Raw genomic sequence first — 16,849 nt, forward strand, 5'->3', positions numbered from 1 at the left:
CGCGTGCTGCTCAATGCCGTCGCGTTGCTGCTGACCGTGCTGTATCCGCTGGCGATCTGGTTCGGTCACGGCCAGGTCGAGCCGCGCTGGCTGGCGCTGCTGCTGTTGCTGGCCGCCGCCTGCCGCCTGCCCGCGCTGAAGCTGCAGCGCGCCGCGCGCTGGTCGGTGGCCGCGGCGCTGCTGCTGGCCGCCATCGCCCTGTGGAGCAACCTGCTGCTGCCGCTGAAACTGTATCCGGTGCTCGTCAACGCCGTCTTGCTGGCCACCTTCGGCTACAGCCTGTGGGCGCCGCCGTCGGTGGTGGAGCGCCTGGCGCGCCTGCGCGAGAAGGATTTTCCACCCGCGGCCGTGCGCTATACGCGCCGCGTGACGCAGGTCTGGTGCGGTTTCTTCATCGTCAATGGCGGCATCGCGCTGGGCACGGCGCTGTGGGCCAGCGAAGCCGTCTGGTCGCTGTACACGGGCGTCATCGCCTATGTCCTGATGGCCCTGTTATTTGGCGGCGAGTATCTCGTCCGCCTGCGTTTTAAGCGTTTGCACCATGTCTGAATCCTCGTTGCCGGAAGTACCCGTGCCTGAAACACGTTCGCCGATTTCCCCGCTGGCGCGCCTGGCGCTGGCCATGCATGGCCGCCCGCCAGCCATGCCAATCGGCTGGCGCGATGGCGCCATGCTCGATCACGCGCATGTTGCCGCGCGCATGGCGGCGTGGGCCGATCTGCTGGAGCGCCAGGCAGGCCGCCATTTCGCCCTGTACCTGGACGACAGCATCGAGTTTGGCGCCGCCTTGCTGGGCGCCTGGCAGGCGGGCAAGACCATCTGGCTGACGGCCGATACCTTGCCGGCCAGCTGCGCTTCGCTGGCCGCGTCCGTGGATGGCTTTCTGGGGCAGTTCCCGGCCGCGCATGCGCCGTTGCCCCTGCCAGCGGACAGCCTGGCCGAGCGCGCATGGACAGTGCTCGCCGACGATTTTCCGGCGCTGGTGGTGTACACCTCCGGCAGCACGGGCGCGGCGCAGGCCATTCCGAAAAAACTCTCGCAACTGGCCAGCGAAGTGGCCACGCTGGAGCAGCTGTTTGGCGAACACGCCGATGGCGCCGCCGTCGTCGCCACCGTCTCGCACCAGCATATCTACGGCTTGCTGTTCAAGGTGTTGTGGCCGCTGGCCGCCGGGCGCGCCGTGCATGCGCACAGCGTGGATTATCCGGAGCAGCTGGCGGCCTTGCTGGCGCGCGGCCCGTGCGTGCTGGCCGCCAGTCCCGCGCACCTGAAGCGCCTGCCGGAACACCTCGACTGGTCCGGCGCGCGCGCGCAGCTGCGCGCCGTGTTTTCGTCGGGCGGTCCGCTGGCCCTGGACAGCGCGCTGGCGGCGGGCAATCTGCTTGGCCGCGTGCCGCGCGAAATCTATGGCAGTTCGGAGACGGGCGGCGTGGCCTGGCGCCAGCGCGCGCCGGAGCGCCCTGACGACGAAAGCTGGCAGGGCTTTCCCGGCGTGGACTGGCGTTTGCTGGACGACGGCGCGCTGGAAGTGCGCTCGGCGCACCTGGCCGATGATGGCTGGCTAGGCCTGGCGGACCGCGCGCGGCAAACGGTGCCAGGGCGCTTCCAGCTGCTGGGGCGCAGCGACCGCATCGTGAAGATCGAGGAAAAACGCATTTCGCTGAGCGCCATCGAGGCGGCCTTGCTGGCCACGCCGCTGGTGACGGATGCGCGCGTGCTGCTGTGCGACGCGCCGGCGGGCGAGCGCCAGAAGGTGGCCGCCTTTATCGTCTGCAGCGCCGCCGGCCGCGCGTTGCTCGACGCCGAAGGCAAGCTGGCCCTGAATCGCCAGCTGCAACTGGCGCTGGGCGGCCAGGTCGACGCCGTCGCCTTGCCGCGCCGCTGGCGCTACCTGGAGCAACTGCCCATCAATGCGCAGGGCAAGACGACGCAGGCGCTGCTGCTGGCCCTGCTGGCGCCGGTGGACAAGCCGCCGCGCCTGCCGCATGCGCAGCTGCTCGAGCGCTCGGCCGAGGGCGAGACGCCACGGCTGCTGCTCGAGCTGCGGGTGCCCGCGAACCTGTTTTATTTCGACGGCCATTTCACGGACGCGCCCTTGCTGCCTGGCGTGGTGCAGGTGGAGTGGGCGCTGCACTTTGCGCGCCAGCACCTGGAATTGCCCGCGCATTTCCGCGCCATGCACGCCTTGAAATTCCAGCAGCCGGTGCTGCCGGACCGTCCCGTGCGGCTGGCGCTCGAATATGACGCGCTCAAGGCCAGCCTGCAGTTTCGCTATCTGTCGGACGCTGGCCAGCATGCCAGCGGCCGCATCCTGTTTCACCCGAATGCCGCTGCCGTTCCCGGTGGCGGCGCCGATACACCCACTCCAGCAGCGAGCGCATGTTAGATAAAAAATTCTCACCCGAACGCCAGACCGCCTTTGCCGCCCGTTTTGAGGCGCAAAAAATCGCTTTCGGCCCCGTCGTCTTTCAATGCGTGCGCTATGCGTGGAAACGCGGCATGCTGCAGGCACTGGCCGACACGGGCCACAGCGGCCTGACGATCGCCGACATGGCTGCCAGCGGCCGCTGGACCGAGTATGCGTTGAAAGTGGCGCTGGAGTCGTGCCTGTCGGCCGGCGTCGTATCGCTGCGCGACGGCGCGTATGTGCTCGACAAGGTAGGTTTTTGCATGCTGACGGACAGCATCACCCAGGTCAACCTGGACTTCATGCATGACGTCTGCTACCAGGGATTGTTCGACCTCGACCGCTCGCTTGACGCCGAGCAGCCATTGGGGCTGGCCGCGCTGGGCGACTGGCCAACCTTGTACCAGGGCTTGTCGGCGCTGTCGGAACCGGCCAAGGGCAGCTGGTTCGCCTTCGACCACCATTATTCGGACACCTCGTTCCCCGAGATTTTCCCGGACGTCTTCGCCACGGCGCCGCGCCGCATCATGGATATCGGCGCCAATACGGGCAAGTTCGCCAGCGCGGCGCTGGCCTACCATGCAGGCGTGGAACTGCACCTGGTCGACCTCGAGCGCCAGCTGGCGGTGGCCGAGCGGACACTGAGTGACGCTGGCGTGCGCGAGCGGGCCCATTTGCACGCCTGCGACCTGCTTGACGACGCGGCGCCGCTGCCGCCCGGCATGGACCTGATCTGGATGAGCCAATTCCTCAGCTGCTTTTCCGAGCCGGCCATCGCCAGCATCCTGCGCCGCGTGGCGCAGGCGCTGGGGCCGAACGGCCAGGTGCTGATCATGGACACCTTCTGGGACCGCCAGCAATACGATATCGCCGCCTACTGCCTGATCAACACGTCGCCGTACTTCACGGCCATGGCCAGCGGTAACAGCAAGATTTACCAGAGCGCCGACTATATCCGCCTGGCGCAGGAGGCCGGCCTGGAATTGCTGACCACGCGCGACGGCATCGGCTATTGCCACTCGCTGCTGCGCTTTGGCCGCGCCGGAGCCCGCGGTGACTGAAGTGCGTTTTCATCCCTGCATCGTGATCCCCGTGTTCAACCATGAGCATGCGATCGGCGCCGTGGTGGAGCGCCTGCTGCCGCACGGCGTGCCGCTGATCCTCGTCGACGACGGCAGCCTTGACGCCGGCGCGCGCACCCTGGATGCGCTGGCCGCCGCGCATCCGTCGCGCGTGACCCTGCTGCGCCACGCGCGCAACCAGGGCAAGGGCGGGGCGGTCTTGACGGGCTGCCGCCACGCGCATGCGCAAGGCCACAGCCATGCGCTGCAGATCGACGCGGACGGCCAGCACGAGACGGACGATGTGCCGCGCTTCCTGGCGCAGGCGCAGGCCACGCCGACGGCGGTGGTGGTCGGCTATCCCGTGTACGACGCCTCGGTGCCGAAAGCGCGCTACTACGGCCGCTATGCGACGCATGTCTGGGTGTGGATCAATACCCTGTCGCTGCAGATCCGCGATTCCATGTGCGGCTTCCGCGTCTATCCGCTGGCGCCTTTCATGGTGCTGGCAGAGAGGCGTCAGCTGGGTCAGCGCATGAATTTCGACACCGACGTGCTGGTGCGCCTGTACTGGGATGGACTGGAGATGGCGAACCTGCCCACGAAAGTTGGCTATCCCAGCGACGGCGTCTCGCATTTCGAGCTGTGGCGCGACAACGTGCTGATTTCGTGCATGCATGCGCGCCTGTTCTTCGGCATGCTGTGGCGCGCACCGCGCCTGCTGGCACGCCACTGGCGCGCGCGATGACGACGGCGTCGCACCAGCCGCGCGGACACTGGTCCGGCTTCAACGAAATCAGCTTCGTGGCCGGCATGCGCCTGCTGTTCTGGATCTGCCGCGTCTTCGGCCGCTGGCCATTTCGCATCGTGCTGTACCCGGTGCTGGCCTGGTACGTGCTGACGCATGCCCGCGCGCGCCGCGTCTCGCGTGCGTATCTGCAGCGCGTCGCGGCCTGCGGCGGCCCGGCGAATCTGAGCGTGCTGCGGCATTTTGCCGCGTTTGCGGAAACCATCCTCGACAAGATGCTGCTGTGGGGCGGGCTGTACGACACGCGCAGCGTGAGCCTGCACGGCGTCGATGGCGAAGGCGGCGTGAATCGCTGTCTGGAGGAGGGGCGCGGCGCCTTGCTGGTGTGCGCCCACCTGGGCAACCTCGATCTGTGCCGCGTGCTGTCGCAGCGCAATGCGCGCCTGAAGCTGACGGTGCTCGTGCACACGCGCCACGCGCAGGCGTTCAATCGCATGCTGGAGCGCCTGAACCCCGACAGCCAGCTCAATCTGATGCAGGTGACGGAAATCACGCCGGCCACGGCCATGCTGCTGGCCGAGAAAGTGGCGCAGGGCGAGTTCGTGGTGATCGCCGGCGAACGCATTCCCGTCTCGCCCCAGCCGCGCGTGGCCGTGGCGCCGTTCCTGGGGCAGGCGGCCGCATTCCCGGTCGGCCCGTATGTGCTGGCCAGCGTGCTGCAATGCCCCGTGTATTTGCTGTTTTCGATGCGCATCGGCCAGCGCTCGGAAATTCATTTCGAACTGTTCCGCGAGTCCTTGCATTTGCCGCGCAAATCGCGCGAGCCCATGCTGGACGAACTGGCCGCCGCCTACGCGGCGCGGCTGCAGCACCACTGCCTGCGCGCGCCGCTGGAATGGTTCAATTTTTACGATTTTTGGCAACTCCCCGATACTTCAAGACTGGATACTCCCGATGCACCTCGCTGACCTGAAAAACACCCGGCGCGCCGTCCGCTTCGACCGCGAGCGCCTGCGCATCGAAGACATTACCGATATCGCGCATGGCCGGGCCAGCGCCGAACTCTCCAGCGACCCGGTCTTTCGCGCGGCAATCGCGCGCGGCGCCGATTTCCTCGACCGCCTGCTGCGCGAGGATGGCACCATCTATGGCGTGACCACCGGCTACGGCGATTCGTGCACGGTGACCGTGCCGCCGGAACTGGTGGCCGAGCTGCCGCACCACCTGTACACTTATCACGGCTGCGGCCTCGGTGAATTCTTCACGCCGGCGCAGACGCGCGCCATCATGGCTACGCGCCTGGCGTCGCTGAGTAAAGGATTTTCCGGCGTCAGCGTGGAACTGCTGGCGCAGATCGCGCGCCTGCTCGACGCCGGCCTGCTGCCGCTGATTCCATCGGAAGGGTCGGTCGGCGCCAGCGGCGACCTGACGCCCCTGTCCTACCTGGCGGCGGTGCTGTGCGGCGAGCGCGAAGTGTGGCGCGACGGCGTACAGGTGCCGGCGGAGCAGGCGCTGCGCGAAGCGGGCATCACGCCGCTGCGCCTGCGGCCGAAGGAAGGCCTGGCGATCATGAACGGCACGGCCGTCATGACGGCGCTGGCCTGCCTGGCGTATGAGCGTGCCGAATACCTGACGCGCCTGACGACGCGCATCACGGCCATGGCCTCGTTCGCGCTCGACGGCAATGCGCATCACTTCGATGAAACCCTGTTTTCCGTCAAGCCGCATCCGGGCATGCAGCAGGTGGCGGCCTGGCTGCGCGCCGATTTGCCCACCGATTCCTGGGAACGCAACGGCAAGCGCCTGCAGGACCGCTATTCGATCCGCTGCGCGCCGCACGTGATCGGCGTGCTGGCCGACGCCTTGCCGTGGCTGCGCTCGTCCATCGAGAATGAGCTCAACAGCGCCAACGACAATCCCATCATCGACGCCGAAGGCGAGCGCGTGCTGCATGGCGGCCATTTCTACGGCGGCCATATCGCCTTCGCCATGGACAGCATGAAGAACACGGTGGCCAACCTGGCCGACTTGCTGGACCGCCAGATGGCCTTGCTGGTCGACAGCCGCTACAACCAGGGCTTGCCGGCGAACCTGTCGGGCGCCACGGGACCGCGCGCGGCCATCAACCACGGCTTGAAGGCATTGCAGATCAGCGCCTCCGCCTGGACGGCCGAAGCGCTGAAACTGACCATGCCGGCCTCGGTATTTTCGCGCTCGACCGAATGCCACAACCAGGACAAGGTCAGCATGGGCACCATCGCCGCGCGCGACTGCCTGCGCGTGCTGGAACTGTGCGAGCAGGTGGCTGCGGCCCTGCTGATCACGGTGCGCCAGGGCGTGTGGCTGCGCTGCAAGGTGAATCCCGACGTGCCGCCGCAAGCGGCGCTGGCAGCGATGCTGGAGGCGCTGGCCGCCGATATCGCGCCCGTCGAGGAAGACCGCCGTCTCGATCCTGAGCTGCGCGTGCTGCTCGAACGCATGCGCGCCCAGGCCTGGCCGTTGTACGGAGCCGGCAATGAGTGAGACGCATAAGGTGCGCGGCAAGAGGGCCACGCCCAGCCGCTGGCATGCCGAAGTGGAGATGCAGGTGCAGTTCTTCGACCTGGACCCGATGGAAATCGTCTGGCATGGCCGCTACGTCAAATACCTCGAAGTGGTGCGCTGCGCGCTGCTTGACAGCATCGGCTACAACTATGTCGACATGAAGGCGTCCGGCTATGCCTGGCCCGTGATCGACATGCATTTGCGCTATGTGGCACCCGCCACGTTCGGCCAGCGCCTGACCTTGCGCGCCGACCTGGTGGAGTGGGAAGACCGCTTGAAGATCGAGTACCTGGTCAGCGACAGCGCGACGGGCAAGCGCCTGAACCGCGCCAGCACGACGCAGGTGGCCGTCGACATCGCCAGCGGCGAGATGTGCTTTGCCTCGCCGCCGATACTGTTTGAAAAATTGGGATTGAAGGCCGTATGAAAAAACATATCAAAGTCCTGCTGGCGGGTTTGTGCCTGATGGCGATGGCGCCGCTGCACGCGGCCGCGCCCGTGGCGAAGATCGAGGCCATGCTGGCCAAGCCGCAGCAGCTGTGCGGCCGCTTTGACCAGAGCAAGCAGCTGGCGGGCATGAAGAAGGCGCTGGCGTCGAATGGCCGCTTTTGCGTGGTGGCCGGCAAGGGCGTGCTGTGGCGCACCTTGCAGCCGTTTCCGAATACCCTGCGCCTGACGCGCGACGAGATCGTGCATTTCCAGGGCGAGCGCGTGGCCATGCGCCTCGATGCGAAGACGGAGCCGGTGGTCAAGATGATCAACAGCGTGCTGTTTTCGCTGCTGGCCGGCGACCTGGCGCAGCTCGACACCCTGTTTGAAGTCGATGGCAGCATCGATGGCGGCACCTGGCAGGTGGCGCTGAAGGCACGCCAGCCGGCGCTGGCCAAGGCGATCGGCAGCATCCGCCTCGATGGCGGCGCTTTCGTGAAAAACATCAGCATCAGCGAGGCGAGCGGCGACCGCACCAGCATCGTGTTCTCGGCGATTGAAACGGGACCGGCCGCCATCACGCCACAAGAGGCGGCCCTGTTTTGACTTCCCTGACGAACCGCGGCCGCAATGCCGGACGCCTGCTCGCCATCGCCTGGGCGCTGGTGGTGGCGCTGCTGCTCGCGCATAACGCCTATCTGTGGCTGGGCAAGCGCATCGTGCCCGATACCGACATTCTCGCCTTGCTGCCGGTGCAGGAGCGCGACCCGGTGCTGCAGGCATCGTTTACGCACATGGTCGACGCGGCGCAGCAGCGCGTGGTGGTGCTGGTCGGCGCCGCCGAATGGAGCGATGCGAAGCGCGCGGCCGACGCCTACGGCGCCGTGCTGGCACGCCATGCTGGCCTGTTCCAGTCCACGCCGCTCGACGAGCAGACGCAAAACGACTGGCTGGCGCTGTTCCAGCAGCATCGCTTGACCTTGCTGACGGCGCCGCAGGAAACGCAGCTGCGCCAGGAAGCGCCCGCGTTCTGGCGCGACGCCGCGCTGAGCCAGCTCTACAGTCCGTTCGGCGGGCCGAAGCTGGGCGCCTGGCAAGACGATCCGTTTGGCCTGTTTGGCGGCTGGGTGCAGGAGCGCGCGCAGGAAACGCCCGTGCGTCCGCGCGACGGCCACCTGTTCGTTGCCGACGGAACACGCCAGTATGTGCTGCTGCCGATGACCCTGAGCGTGCCGGCCTTTTCGCTGGGGGCGCAGGAAACCGTGCTGCCGCTGCTGGCGCAGGCCGAAGCGGCGGCGCGGCTGGCCGTGCCCGGCGTGGAAATCATCAGCGCCGGCGTGATCCTGCACGCGGCCGCCGCCAGCAGCCAGGCGGCAGGGGAAATGTCGACCATCGGCCTCGGTTCGCTGGCCGGCATCATCCTGCTGACGTGGCTGACCTTCCGCTCGATCAAGCCGATTTCGCTGATCCTGCTGTCGATCGGCATCGGCTGCCTCGGTTCCCTGTCCGTATGCTGGCTGCTGTTTGGCAAGATACATTTGATGACATTGGTGTTCGGCGCCAGCCTGATCGGCGTGGCGCAGGACTACGGCATTTACTTCCTGTGCAACCGCCTGGGCGCCGACCCCGCCCTCGATTCGCGCACCTTGCTGCGCCGGCTGCTGCCTGGCCTGGGCTTGACCCTGCTGGCGGCCGTCATCGGCTACATGGGGCTGGCGCTGACGCCATTCCCCGGCCTGCGCCACATGGCCGTGTTCTCCGCCCTCGGCCTGGTGTTCGCCTGGCTGACGGTGGTCTTCTGGTTCCCCGCACTGATCAACGGCGGCACCCTGAAGAGCGGCGCCCTGGTCGAACACTATGGCGCCGCGCGCGCGCGCTGGCCGCTGCTGCGCGCCAACCGCGCCACCCTGATTGGCGGCGTGTTGTTCATCCTGTTCGCGGTCTTTGGCATCAGCCGCCTCGGCGTCAACGACGATATCCGTTTGCTGCAAACGCCGCCCGCGCACCTGATACGCGACCAGATGAAGCTGAGCAAATTGCTCGATGCGCCCACGCCGGTGCAGTTTTACCTGGTGCGCGGCGATAGCGCGGAAGCCGTGCTGCAGCGCGAGGAAGCGCTGAAACAGCGGCTGCTGCCGCTGATCGCGCAAAAGCACCTCAGCGGCTACCAGGCCATGTCGAACTGGGTGCCGTCGCTGCAGACGCAGGCGGCGCGCCGCGCGCTGCTCGATGCCGCCATTTTGCAGCCGGGCGCCGCGCTCGACCTGCTGGCGCAATCGGTCGATGAAGGACCGGAATGGGCCGGCAAGGTGCGCGCGCAGCTGGCTCAGGCGGGGGAGCCGCTGTCGATAGACGCCTTCCTGGACGTGCCGGCCAGCGAGCCGTGGCGCCACTTGTGGCTGGGCAAGGTGGAAGGCGGCCATGCCTCCATCGTCGCCCTGCGCGGCATGCAGTATGCGGCCATTCCGCTGCTGGCGCGGGCGGCCGACGGCTTGCCCGGCGTGCAGTGGGTCGACAAGGTAGCCGAGATTTCCTCGGTGCTTGGCCGCTACCGCGTCTACATGGGCGCCGTCGTGCTGGGCGCCTATCTGGTGGTCTTCGGCTTGCTGCTGCCGCGTTACCGGCGCCGCACCTGGCGCGTGCTGGCGCCCACGGCGCTGGCCAGCGTGGCGGCCCTGGCCCTGCTGGGCTACCTGGGGCTGCCGCTGCAGCTGTTCCACGTGCTGGCGCTGATGCTGCTGCTCGGCGTCGGCGTCGATTACGGCATCTTCATGCAGGAGCATCCGGACCGCCGCAACAACACGCCGTGGCTGGCCGTGGGCCTGTCGGCGGCCAACACCATTCTGTCTTTCGGCTTGCTGGCCCTGAGCAAGACGGCCGCATTGCAGGCGTTTGGCCTGACCATGCTGATCGGCACGGCGCTCGTGTGGCTGCTGTCGCCATGCTTTGCCGAAGCCGACAACCGTAGCGCGGCCGATGCCGCAGGAGAAATCTGATGTTTTTGCACTGTCAACGATGGGCGCCGGCGCTGCTGCTGGCACTGGCCGGCTGCGCCAGCGCCCCCCCGCCGGCACCGGCGCGCCTGGGGCTGAAGCTGGCGCCGTCGGCGCTGGCCGCCACGGTCAGCGTACAGCAGCACCTGGTCGTCGAACGGGCAGGGCGCATCGACGAACTCGATGCGGCGCTGGAGGTGGAACCGTCGCACCTCGACCTGGTGGGCCTGGCATTCGGCCAGCGCGTGCTGTCGCTGCATTACGACGGCAAGGAGATGACATCGTGGCGCCACCTGATGCTGCCGGCGCAGGTGCGCGCCGAAGACGTGCTGGAAGACATGCAGCTGACCCTGTGGCCGCGCGAAGCGATCGCACAGGCCTTGCCGGCCGGCTGGCGCATCGAGGACAGCGGCTTGCGCCGCACCCTGTTCCTGCATGACGAAGCGGTGACCGTGATCGACTACAGCGGCATGCCGCGCTGGAGCGGCACGGTGGTGCTCGACAATCTGCGCTACCGCTATCGCCTGACGATACAGAACGCCCCGGAAGGAAGCTGAATGCCTGGCTTGACCGTGTATTTGAATGACTGCGGCGTCGTCTGCGCGCTGGGCGCCAGCCGCGAAGAAGTGCGCGCGCGACTGTTTGCCGCGCACAGCGGCGTGGTGCCCGTCGATACCCATACGCCGGGAAGAGTGCTGCCGCTGGGCGTGGTCGCTGCGGCCTTGCCATCGGTGGCGCGGCACGGCATCGCCGCGCGCAGCCGCAACAACCGCATGGCGCTGGCCGCGCTGGCGCAGATCCGCCCGGCCGTGGAACAGGCCATCGCCCGCTACGGCGCGGACCGCGTGGCCGTGGTGATCGGCACCAGCACCTCGGGCATCGCCGAGACGGAAGCTGCGATTGGCCGGCATGTGGCGGGTAAGGGCTTGCCGGATACCTTCCACTACGGGCAGCAGGAGATGGCGTCGCCGGCGCTGATGCTGGCCGATGAACTGGGCATCGACGGACCGGCCCTCGTGCATTCGAGCGCCTGTTCGTCGGGCGCGAAGGCGATGGCCAGCGCGGCGCGCCTGATCCGCATGGGCCTGTGCGACGCCGTGCTGACGGGCGGCGTCGATACCCTGTGCGGTTTTACCGTGGCCGGATTTTCCGCGCTGGCATCCGTCAGTGAACGGCGCTGCAATCCGCTGGGCGCGAACCGCGACGGCATCAATATCGGCGAGGGGGCGGTCCTGTTCCTGATGACGGCGCAGCCGGCCACCGTGGCCTTGCGCGGCTGGGGCGAATCGTCCGACGGCCACCATATGTCGGCGCCCGATCCCGAAGGCGGCGGCGCGCGGCTGGCCATCGCCCAGGCATTGGCGCGCGCGGACATCGCGGCGTCGCAAGTCGATTATGTGAACCTGCACGGCACGGCCACGCCGCAGAACGATGCGATGGAAGCGCGCGTGGTGTCCGACCTGTTCGGCGCCACGGCGATGGCCAGTTCCACCAAGCCGCTGACGGGCCACGCGCTGGGCGCGGCGGCGGCCATCGAGGCAGCGCTGTGCTGGCTGGCGATGCAGGACGATAACGCCGAGGGGCTGCTGCCGCCGCACCTGTGGGATGGCGTGCCCGACGAGTCCCTGCCGCCGCTGCGCCTGGCCTTGCCCGGCGCGCGCCTGGGACGCCCGCTCGATTGGGCGCTGAGCAATTCGTTTGCCTTCGGCGGCTCGAACGCCGCCCTGCTGTTCGGGAGGGGAGCGTGAGTTTTCCGGATATCCGCGAGCTGGTGCCCCATTCCGGCGCCATGGTGCTGCTCGACCGGGTGGTGTCGGCCGACGCCGAAAACCTGTGCGCCGAAGTGGCCATCCATGCCGGCAGCGTGTTTTATGACGCGCCGTCGGCCGGCGTGGGCAGCTGGGTCGGCATCGAATACATGGCGCAGGCGATCGCCGCGCATGCGGGCTACCTGGCGCGCCAGGCCGGGGCGCCCGTGAAGATCGGTTTTTTGCTGGGGGCGCGGCGCTACGAGGCGCAGGTGCCCCTGTTTGTGGACGGCAGCGTGTTGCAGGTGCAGGTACAACAGGCCTTGCAGGGCGAGAATGGACTGGGCGCGTTCGAGTGCCGTATCGAGATGGCGGGCGCCGTACTGGCGCAAGCGACGATTACGGTATTCCAGCCCGAGGATGCAAAGCAATTTCTGCAGGAGAGTATGAATGGAGCGCAGCATGAGTAAAAGTGTATTGGTGACGGGGTCGTCGCGCGGCATCGGCAAGGCCATCGCCTTGCGGCTGGCGCGCGACGGGTTTGACGTGGTGCTGCATTGCCGCAGCGCGCGCGGCGAGGCCGACGCGGTGGCGCAGCAGGTGCAGGCGCTGGGACGCGCGGCGCGCGTGCTGCAATTCGATATCGGCGACCGTGCGGCGGCAGCCGCCGCGCTGGAAGCGGACATCGCCGAACATGGCTGCTATTACGGCGTCGTCTGCAACGCCGGCGTGGCGCGCGACAATGCGTTTCCCGCCATGTCGGGCGAGGACTGGGACATCGTCCTGCAAACGAACCTCGACGGTTTCTACAATGTGCTCAACCCATTGGTGATGCCGATGGTACAGCGCCGCAAGCCCGGACGCATCGTCACCATGGCCTCCGTCTCGGGCCTGATCGGCAACCGGGGCCAAGTCAATTACAGCGCGGCCAAGGCCGGCATCATCGGCGCCACCAAGGCGCTGGCGCTGGAGCTGGCCAAGCGCGCCATCACCGTCAACTGCGTGGCGCCGGGCTTGATCGAGACGGACATGATCAGCGACGTGCCGCTCGACGAGGCGCTAAAGATGATCCCCGCGCGCCGCGTCGGCACGCCGGAAGAGGTGGCGGCCGCCGTCAGTTTCCTCGTCGGCGAGGAGGCGGGCTACATCACGCGCCAGGTCATTTCCGTCAACGGAGGCATGGCATGAGCCGGCGGGTAGTCGTGACCGGCATGGCCGGCATCAGCCCGATCGGCAACGACTGGCAGACCATCCGCCAGCGCCTGGGCGAGTACCGCAACGCCGTCGTGCGCATGGGCGAATGGGCCGATTACGAAGGCTTGAACACGCAGCTGGGCGCGCCGGCCGCGCCGTTCGCGCTGACGGACCGCTACAACCGCAAGGCCGTGCGCAGCATGGGACGCATCGCGCTGATGGCCACGCGCGCCAGCGAACTGGCTCTCGAGCATGCTGGCCTGGCCGGGCATCCACTGCTCAAGAGCGGCGACATGGGCATTTCCTTCGGCTCGTCGGCCGGCACGCCCAGCGCCATCGGCGACTTTGGCCGCATGATGGAAGAGCGCACCACCAAGGGCATCAACGCCACCACCTACATCAAGATGATGGCGCACACGGCGCCCGTCAACATCGGCGTGTTCTTTGGCGTCACGGGCCGCGTCATCACCACCTCGAGCGCCTGCACTTCGGGCAGCCAGGGCATCGGCTACGCCTACGAGGCGATCGCCGGCGGCAAGCAGCTGGCGATGATCGCCGGCGGCGCCGAGGAGCTGTGCGCCACCGAGGCGGCGGTCTTCGACACCCTGTTCGCCACCAGCACGCGCAATGACGCAGGCCATACGACGCCGCGCCCGTTCGACGCCAGCCGCGACGGCTTGGTCATCGGCGAGGGCGCCGGTTGCCTGATCCTCGAAGAATTCGACCATGCGCAGGCGCGCGGCGCGGCCATCCACGCGGAACTGGTGGGCTTCGGCACCAACAGCGATGGCTGCCACGTGACCCAGCCGAATTCCGCCACCATGCGCCAGGCGATGCTGCTGGCGCTGGCCGACGCGGGACTGCAGCCGTCCGATATCGGCTACATCAACGCGCACGGCACGGGCACGCAGCAGGGCGATATCGCCGAGTCGCAAGCCACGTTCGAGGTGTTTGGCGACCGCACTCCTATCAGTTCGCTGAAAAGCTACATGGGCCACACCCTGGGCGCCTGCGGCGCGCTGGAAGCGTGGATCAGCATCGAGATGATGCGCGAAGGCTGGTTCGCCCCCACCATCAACCTGCAGCAGGTCGACCCGCAATGCGCGCCGCTCGATTACATCGCCGGCGAAGGCCGGGCGATCGAGTGCGAGTATGTGATGTCGAATAATTTTGCCTTCGGCGGCATCAACACGTCGCTGATTTTCAAGCGTTACCGGCCATGATGCCTGCTTGTGCCGACGCAAGCGGCGCACATGGCTCCTTTTGTACTATGACTTTATCTTTCAAGGAAAACAGCATGAAAACAATGATGATCCTGGCCGCCATGACGGCGGCACTGGCAACCGCCTTGCCTGCGCAAGCGGCGGACAACAAGCACATGATGTCGATCGCCGGTGCGATGGCCGCCAACGACGCGCAAGGCCGCCTTGGCGATGGCGTGCAGTTCTTCTTCGGCGACCAGCCGACGCCGCCGATCGCCACGCGCATCAGCAGCGACAAGACCAGCCAGAAGACCAATGGCGTCGGCAAGTCGGCGGAAACGTCGTGCAACTGGGCTTTCCTGTCGGCCATGCTGGCGCTGCAAAAGCGCGCGCAATCGGTGGGCGCCGATGCGGTCGTCAATATCGTCAGCAACTACAAGAATGTCGAAAATTCCAGCACCACGGAATTCGAGTGCCATGAAGGCACGATGATGACGGGCGTGGCATTGAAGGGCGAATTCGTGAAGTTGAAAGACGCTAAGTAAGCAGCAGGGCAGACCGGCGGCGCGCAAGCGCCGGCAAGGCGGTCAATGCACTGGCAGCGACGGGCAACCGCGCTGCCATTTTTTTTGCCGGACCGGCGCCGGCGATTTATGGCAGACTGCGCCTTTGCGCAGCCACATACGTCCATGACCTCAACCACCTCTGCCACCGGCGCCAGTATCTGGCTGCTCGATTCCCGCGGCATTGACGCCGCGCAGCTTGGCCAGTATGAAGCGTGGCTGGGGCCGGCCGAAACGGCCCGTTACGCGCGCTTTGCGCGGCCGCTGCGCCGGCGCCAGTTCCTGCTGGGACGTGCCTTGCTGCGTGCGGCGATGGGAAAACTGCTGGACATGCCGCCGCCGGCCATCGTGCTGGAAGAACGGCCGGGCCAGGCGCCGTTGCTGCTGTCGCCCGAGGGTGGCGCGCATTTCAGCATTTCCCACAGCGGCCACTGGGTCGCCTGTGCGCTGAGCCGTACTGCGCCGCTGGGGCTCGATATTGAAGTGTGCGACCCACGGCGCGACGTATTGGCGCTGGCGCGGCAGGCGTTTGGCGCGGAGATGGTCGCCGAGCTGGAAGGCATGCCGCTTGAAGCGCGGCTGGCGGCGTTTTACCGGCGCTGGAGCGAGGCGGAGGCGCGCTACAAGCTGGGCATGGATGCGGCAAGCTGCGTGACCTTGCCCCATGCCGAGCTGTCCATCGTGCTGTGCAGCGCGGCGCCGCTGGCGCACGCGCCGGTCTTGATGGTGCCGGACTAATTGCCCCGCACGACGATTTCCTGTACCTGCGGTTCGCGCTGGCGCATGAAGCGGGTGATGGAGTCGACGGTGACGACGTCGATCTGGCGCGTCATGCGGCGCTCGAACGGGTGATCGTCAAAGGCGATATTGGCACGGAACATGCGCGCGCCCAGGCGCGTGGCGGCGGGGATGCTGAGCGTTTGCGGCGCGTAGCTGGCGCCGCGCAGCCAGCCTTGCGCTTCGGCGCGCGTCTCGATCTTGCCAGGCTCATTGCTGGCGGCGGCCAGTGTTTCCAGCACCCATTGATTCGAGTTCTGGTACTTGGTGGAAAACGGGTAGGCCAGCATATTGTAGTGCGCCTCATGCAGGCGCTTGGGCGTGTTGCTGGCCAGCAGGCGCGCCAGTTGCTGCTGCGTATCCTGGCCTGGGATCAGGATCAGGGTTTCATACATGTACACGTCATCCATGAAGAAATTGCCCAATCCCTCGTTGTACAGCGACGATTGCGCCGTGCCGCATTCATTGAGTTCATGCACCACCAGCCAGCGGCCCTTCGGGTGGTCGCGCCAGGCCAGCGCCATGTGCGAATAGCGCACATTGTATTTCGACAGATCCTGCCCGGCGCGCGCCACCAGCGCCACTTGCGCGCCCGAGGCGTCGAGCGCCTGCAGGGTCTTCTGCGCCAGGTCCATCGACTTGACGAGGGTGGTCGCGTCGGTCGGCTTTTCCTCGCACGAGCGCCCCGCGTGGGCGGCGCCGGCCAGGGCCAGGCTGAGGACGATGACAGTCAGGCGTTTCATGGTTTACGCTTTCGAATGGTGGAGGATGGCTTTGCCGGCCGCATTCGGCAGGTAGGCGATGGCCTTGCCCGACAGCATCAGCATATGGCCCGTCGAGACGGCCACGACGTCGACCACCGTGCCGGCCGCCAGCGACAGGCCTTGCGTGGCTTGCTGGCTCAACTTGACCGAGGCCGTGGCCGCTTGCGCGCTGCCTCTGGCCGTGCTTTTCAGCACGAGGACGCTGCCGTCGGCCACGTCTTCCACCTTGTCGATGACGATTTCACCGGCGGCGGCCAGCACCGACATGGAGCCGACCAGCACGATGGCCGACGCCATGCTGGCATTGTCGGAGGCGTTGGTGGTATCGGAATTGGCGGCCTGGGCCAGCGGCGCCACGGTGGCGGCGCACAGCAGGGCGGTGGCCAGCAGATGTTTCATGGAAGTCAGGTTTTTCATGG

Annotated in this window: 18 protein-coding genes; 16 read left to right on the top strand and 2 right to left on the bottom strand. The window is 67.1% G+C overall.

Translation table 11 applies throughout. The features are described from left to right. The first annotated feature begins 3 nt into the window (after window positions 1-3). From AC1RDJ_RS19310 to AC1RDJ_RS19385, 16 genes are all read left to right on the top strand, one after another. Window positions 4-549, top strand: coding sequence for a COG4648 family protein (locus AC1RDJ_RS19310; RefSeq protein ID WP_289885578.1), 546 nt, complete (start codon window positions 4-6; stop codon window positions 547-549). Then, window positions 542-2,386, top strand: coding sequence for an ApeI family dehydratase (locus AC1RDJ_RS19315; protein WP_493028416.1), 1,845 nt, complete (start codon window positions 542-544; stop codon window positions 2,384-2,386). Before AC1RDJ_RS19310 ends, AC1RDJ_RS19315 begins: the two co-directional genes overlap by 8 nt. After that, on the top strand, window positions 2,380-3,468 hold the full coding sequence (locus AC1RDJ_RS19320; RefSeq protein ID WP_071322595.1) for a class I SAM-dependent methyltransferase: 1,089 nt from the start codon (window positions 2,380-2,382) through the stop codon (window positions 3,466-3,468). Before AC1RDJ_RS19315 ends, AC1RDJ_RS19320 begins: the two co-directional genes overlap by 7 nt. Further along, window positions 3,461-4,216, top strand: coding sequence for a glycosyltransferase family 2 protein (locus tag AC1RDJ_RS19325; RefSeq protein ID WP_071326281.1), 756 nt, complete (start codon window positions 3,461-3,463; stop codon window positions 4,214-4,216). The genes AC1RDJ_RS19320 and AC1RDJ_RS19325 overlap by 8 nt, the downstream gene beginning before the upstream one ends. Then, on the top strand, window positions 4,213-5,184 hold the full coding sequence (locus AC1RDJ_RS19330; RefSeq protein WP_493028418.1) for a lysophospholipid acyltransferase family protein: 972 nt from the start codon (window positions 4,213-4,215) through the stop codon (window positions 5,182-5,184). Before AC1RDJ_RS19325 ends, AC1RDJ_RS19330 begins: the two co-directional genes overlap by 4 nt. After that, complete coding sequence (locus AC1RDJ_RS19335; RefSeq protein ID WP_493028419.1) at window positions 5,171-6,739, top strand: HAL/PAL/TAL family ammonia-lyase; 1,569 nt, start codon at window positions 5,171-5,173, stop codon at window positions 6,737-6,739. Before AC1RDJ_RS19330 ends, AC1RDJ_RS19335 begins: the two co-directional genes overlap by 14 nt. Beyond that, a complete protein-coding gene (locus tag AC1RDJ_RS19340; RefSeq protein WP_493028420.1) occupies window positions 6,732-7,187 on the top strand; it encodes an acyl-CoA thioesterase in 456 nt (151 codons plus the stop codon). Before AC1RDJ_RS19335 ends, AC1RDJ_RS19340 begins: the two co-directional genes overlap by 8 nt. After that, on the top strand, window positions 7,184-7,795 hold the full coding sequence (locus AC1RDJ_RS19345) for a LolA family protein (protein WP_071322598.1): 612 nt from the start codon (window positions 7,184-7,186) through the stop codon (window positions 7,793-7,795). The genes AC1RDJ_RS19340 and AC1RDJ_RS19345 overlap by 4 nt, the downstream gene beginning before the upstream one ends. A 5-nt stretch (window positions 7,796-7,800) precedes the next feature. Then, a complete protein-coding gene (locus tag AC1RDJ_RS19350) occupies window positions 7,801-10,185 on the top strand; it encodes an MMPL family transporter (protein ID WP_493028440.1) in 2,385 nt (794 codons plus the stop codon). Further along, complete coding sequence (locus AC1RDJ_RS19355; RefSeq protein WP_493028421.1) at window positions 10,185-10,739, top strand: DUF3261 domain-containing protein; 555 nt, start codon at window positions 10,185-10,187, stop codon at window positions 10,737-10,739. The genes AC1RDJ_RS19350 and AC1RDJ_RS19355 overlap by 1 nt, the downstream gene beginning before the upstream one ends. Further along, complete coding sequence (locus AC1RDJ_RS19360) at window positions 10,740-11,930, top strand: beta-ketoacyl-ACP synthase (protein WP_493028422.1); 1,191 nt, start codon at window positions 10,740-10,742, stop codon at window positions 11,928-11,930. Beyond that, the gene (locus AC1RDJ_RS19365) at window positions 11,927-12,400 is read left to right on the top strand and encodes a hotdog family protein (protein ID WP_493028423.1); all 474 of its coding nucleotides are present in this window, start codon (window positions 11,927-11,929) and stop codon (window positions 12,398-12,400) included. The genes AC1RDJ_RS19360 and AC1RDJ_RS19365 overlap by 4 nt, the downstream gene beginning before the upstream one ends. Further along, entirely contained in the window at window positions 12,393-13,118 is a 726-nt protein-coding gene (gene fabG, locus AC1RDJ_RS19370) for a 3-oxoacyl-ACP reductase FabG (RefSeq protein WP_232251060.1), read from the top strand. Before AC1RDJ_RS19365 ends, fabG begins: the two co-directional genes overlap by 8 nt. Then, window positions 13,115-14,347: a beta-ketoacyl-ACP synthase gene (locus tag AC1RDJ_RS19375; RefSeq protein WP_493028424.1), complete on the top strand. Its 1,233-nt coding sequence runs from the start codon at window positions 13,115-13,117 to the stop codon at window positions 14,345-14,347. Before fabG ends, AC1RDJ_RS19375 begins: the two co-directional genes overlap by 4 nt. A 74-nt stretch (window positions 14,348-14,421) precedes the next feature. After that, complete coding sequence (locus AC1RDJ_RS19380) at window positions 14,422-14,871, top strand: excinuclease ATPase subunit (protein WP_071322602.1); 450 nt, start codon at window positions 14,422-14,424, stop codon at window positions 14,869-14,871. A 144-nt stretch (window positions 14,872-15,015) separates the two neighbouring features. Further along, complete coding sequence (locus AC1RDJ_RS19385) at window positions 15,016-15,627, top strand: 4'-phosphopantetheinyl transferase family protein (RefSeq protein ID WP_289885587.1); 612 nt, start codon at window positions 15,016-15,018, stop codon at window positions 15,625-15,627. Here AC1RDJ_RS19385 and AC1RDJ_RS19390 read toward each other — a convergent pair. Together AC1RDJ_RS19390 and AC1RDJ_RS19395 are read right to left on the bottom strand one after the other, a co-directional pair. Then, window positions 15,624-16,409, bottom strand: a complete 786-nt coding sequence (locus AC1RDJ_RS19390; protein ID WP_493028425.1) for a DUF2145 domain-containing protein — start codon at window positions 16,407-16,409, stop codon at window positions 15,624-15,626. The two genes, AC1RDJ_RS19385 and AC1RDJ_RS19390, sit on opposite strands and share 4 nt — an antisense overlap. Before the next feature lie 3 nt (window positions 16,410-16,412). Beyond that, complete coding sequence (locus AC1RDJ_RS19395; RefSeq protein ID WP_156894705.1) at window positions 16,413-16,847, bottom strand: hypothetical protein; 435 nt, start codon at window positions 16,845-16,847, stop codon at window positions 16,413-16,415. Window positions 16,848-16,849: the final 2 nt, after the last annotated feature.

This window comes from Janthinobacterium sp. GW822-FHT07H10 (assembly GCF_058798675.1).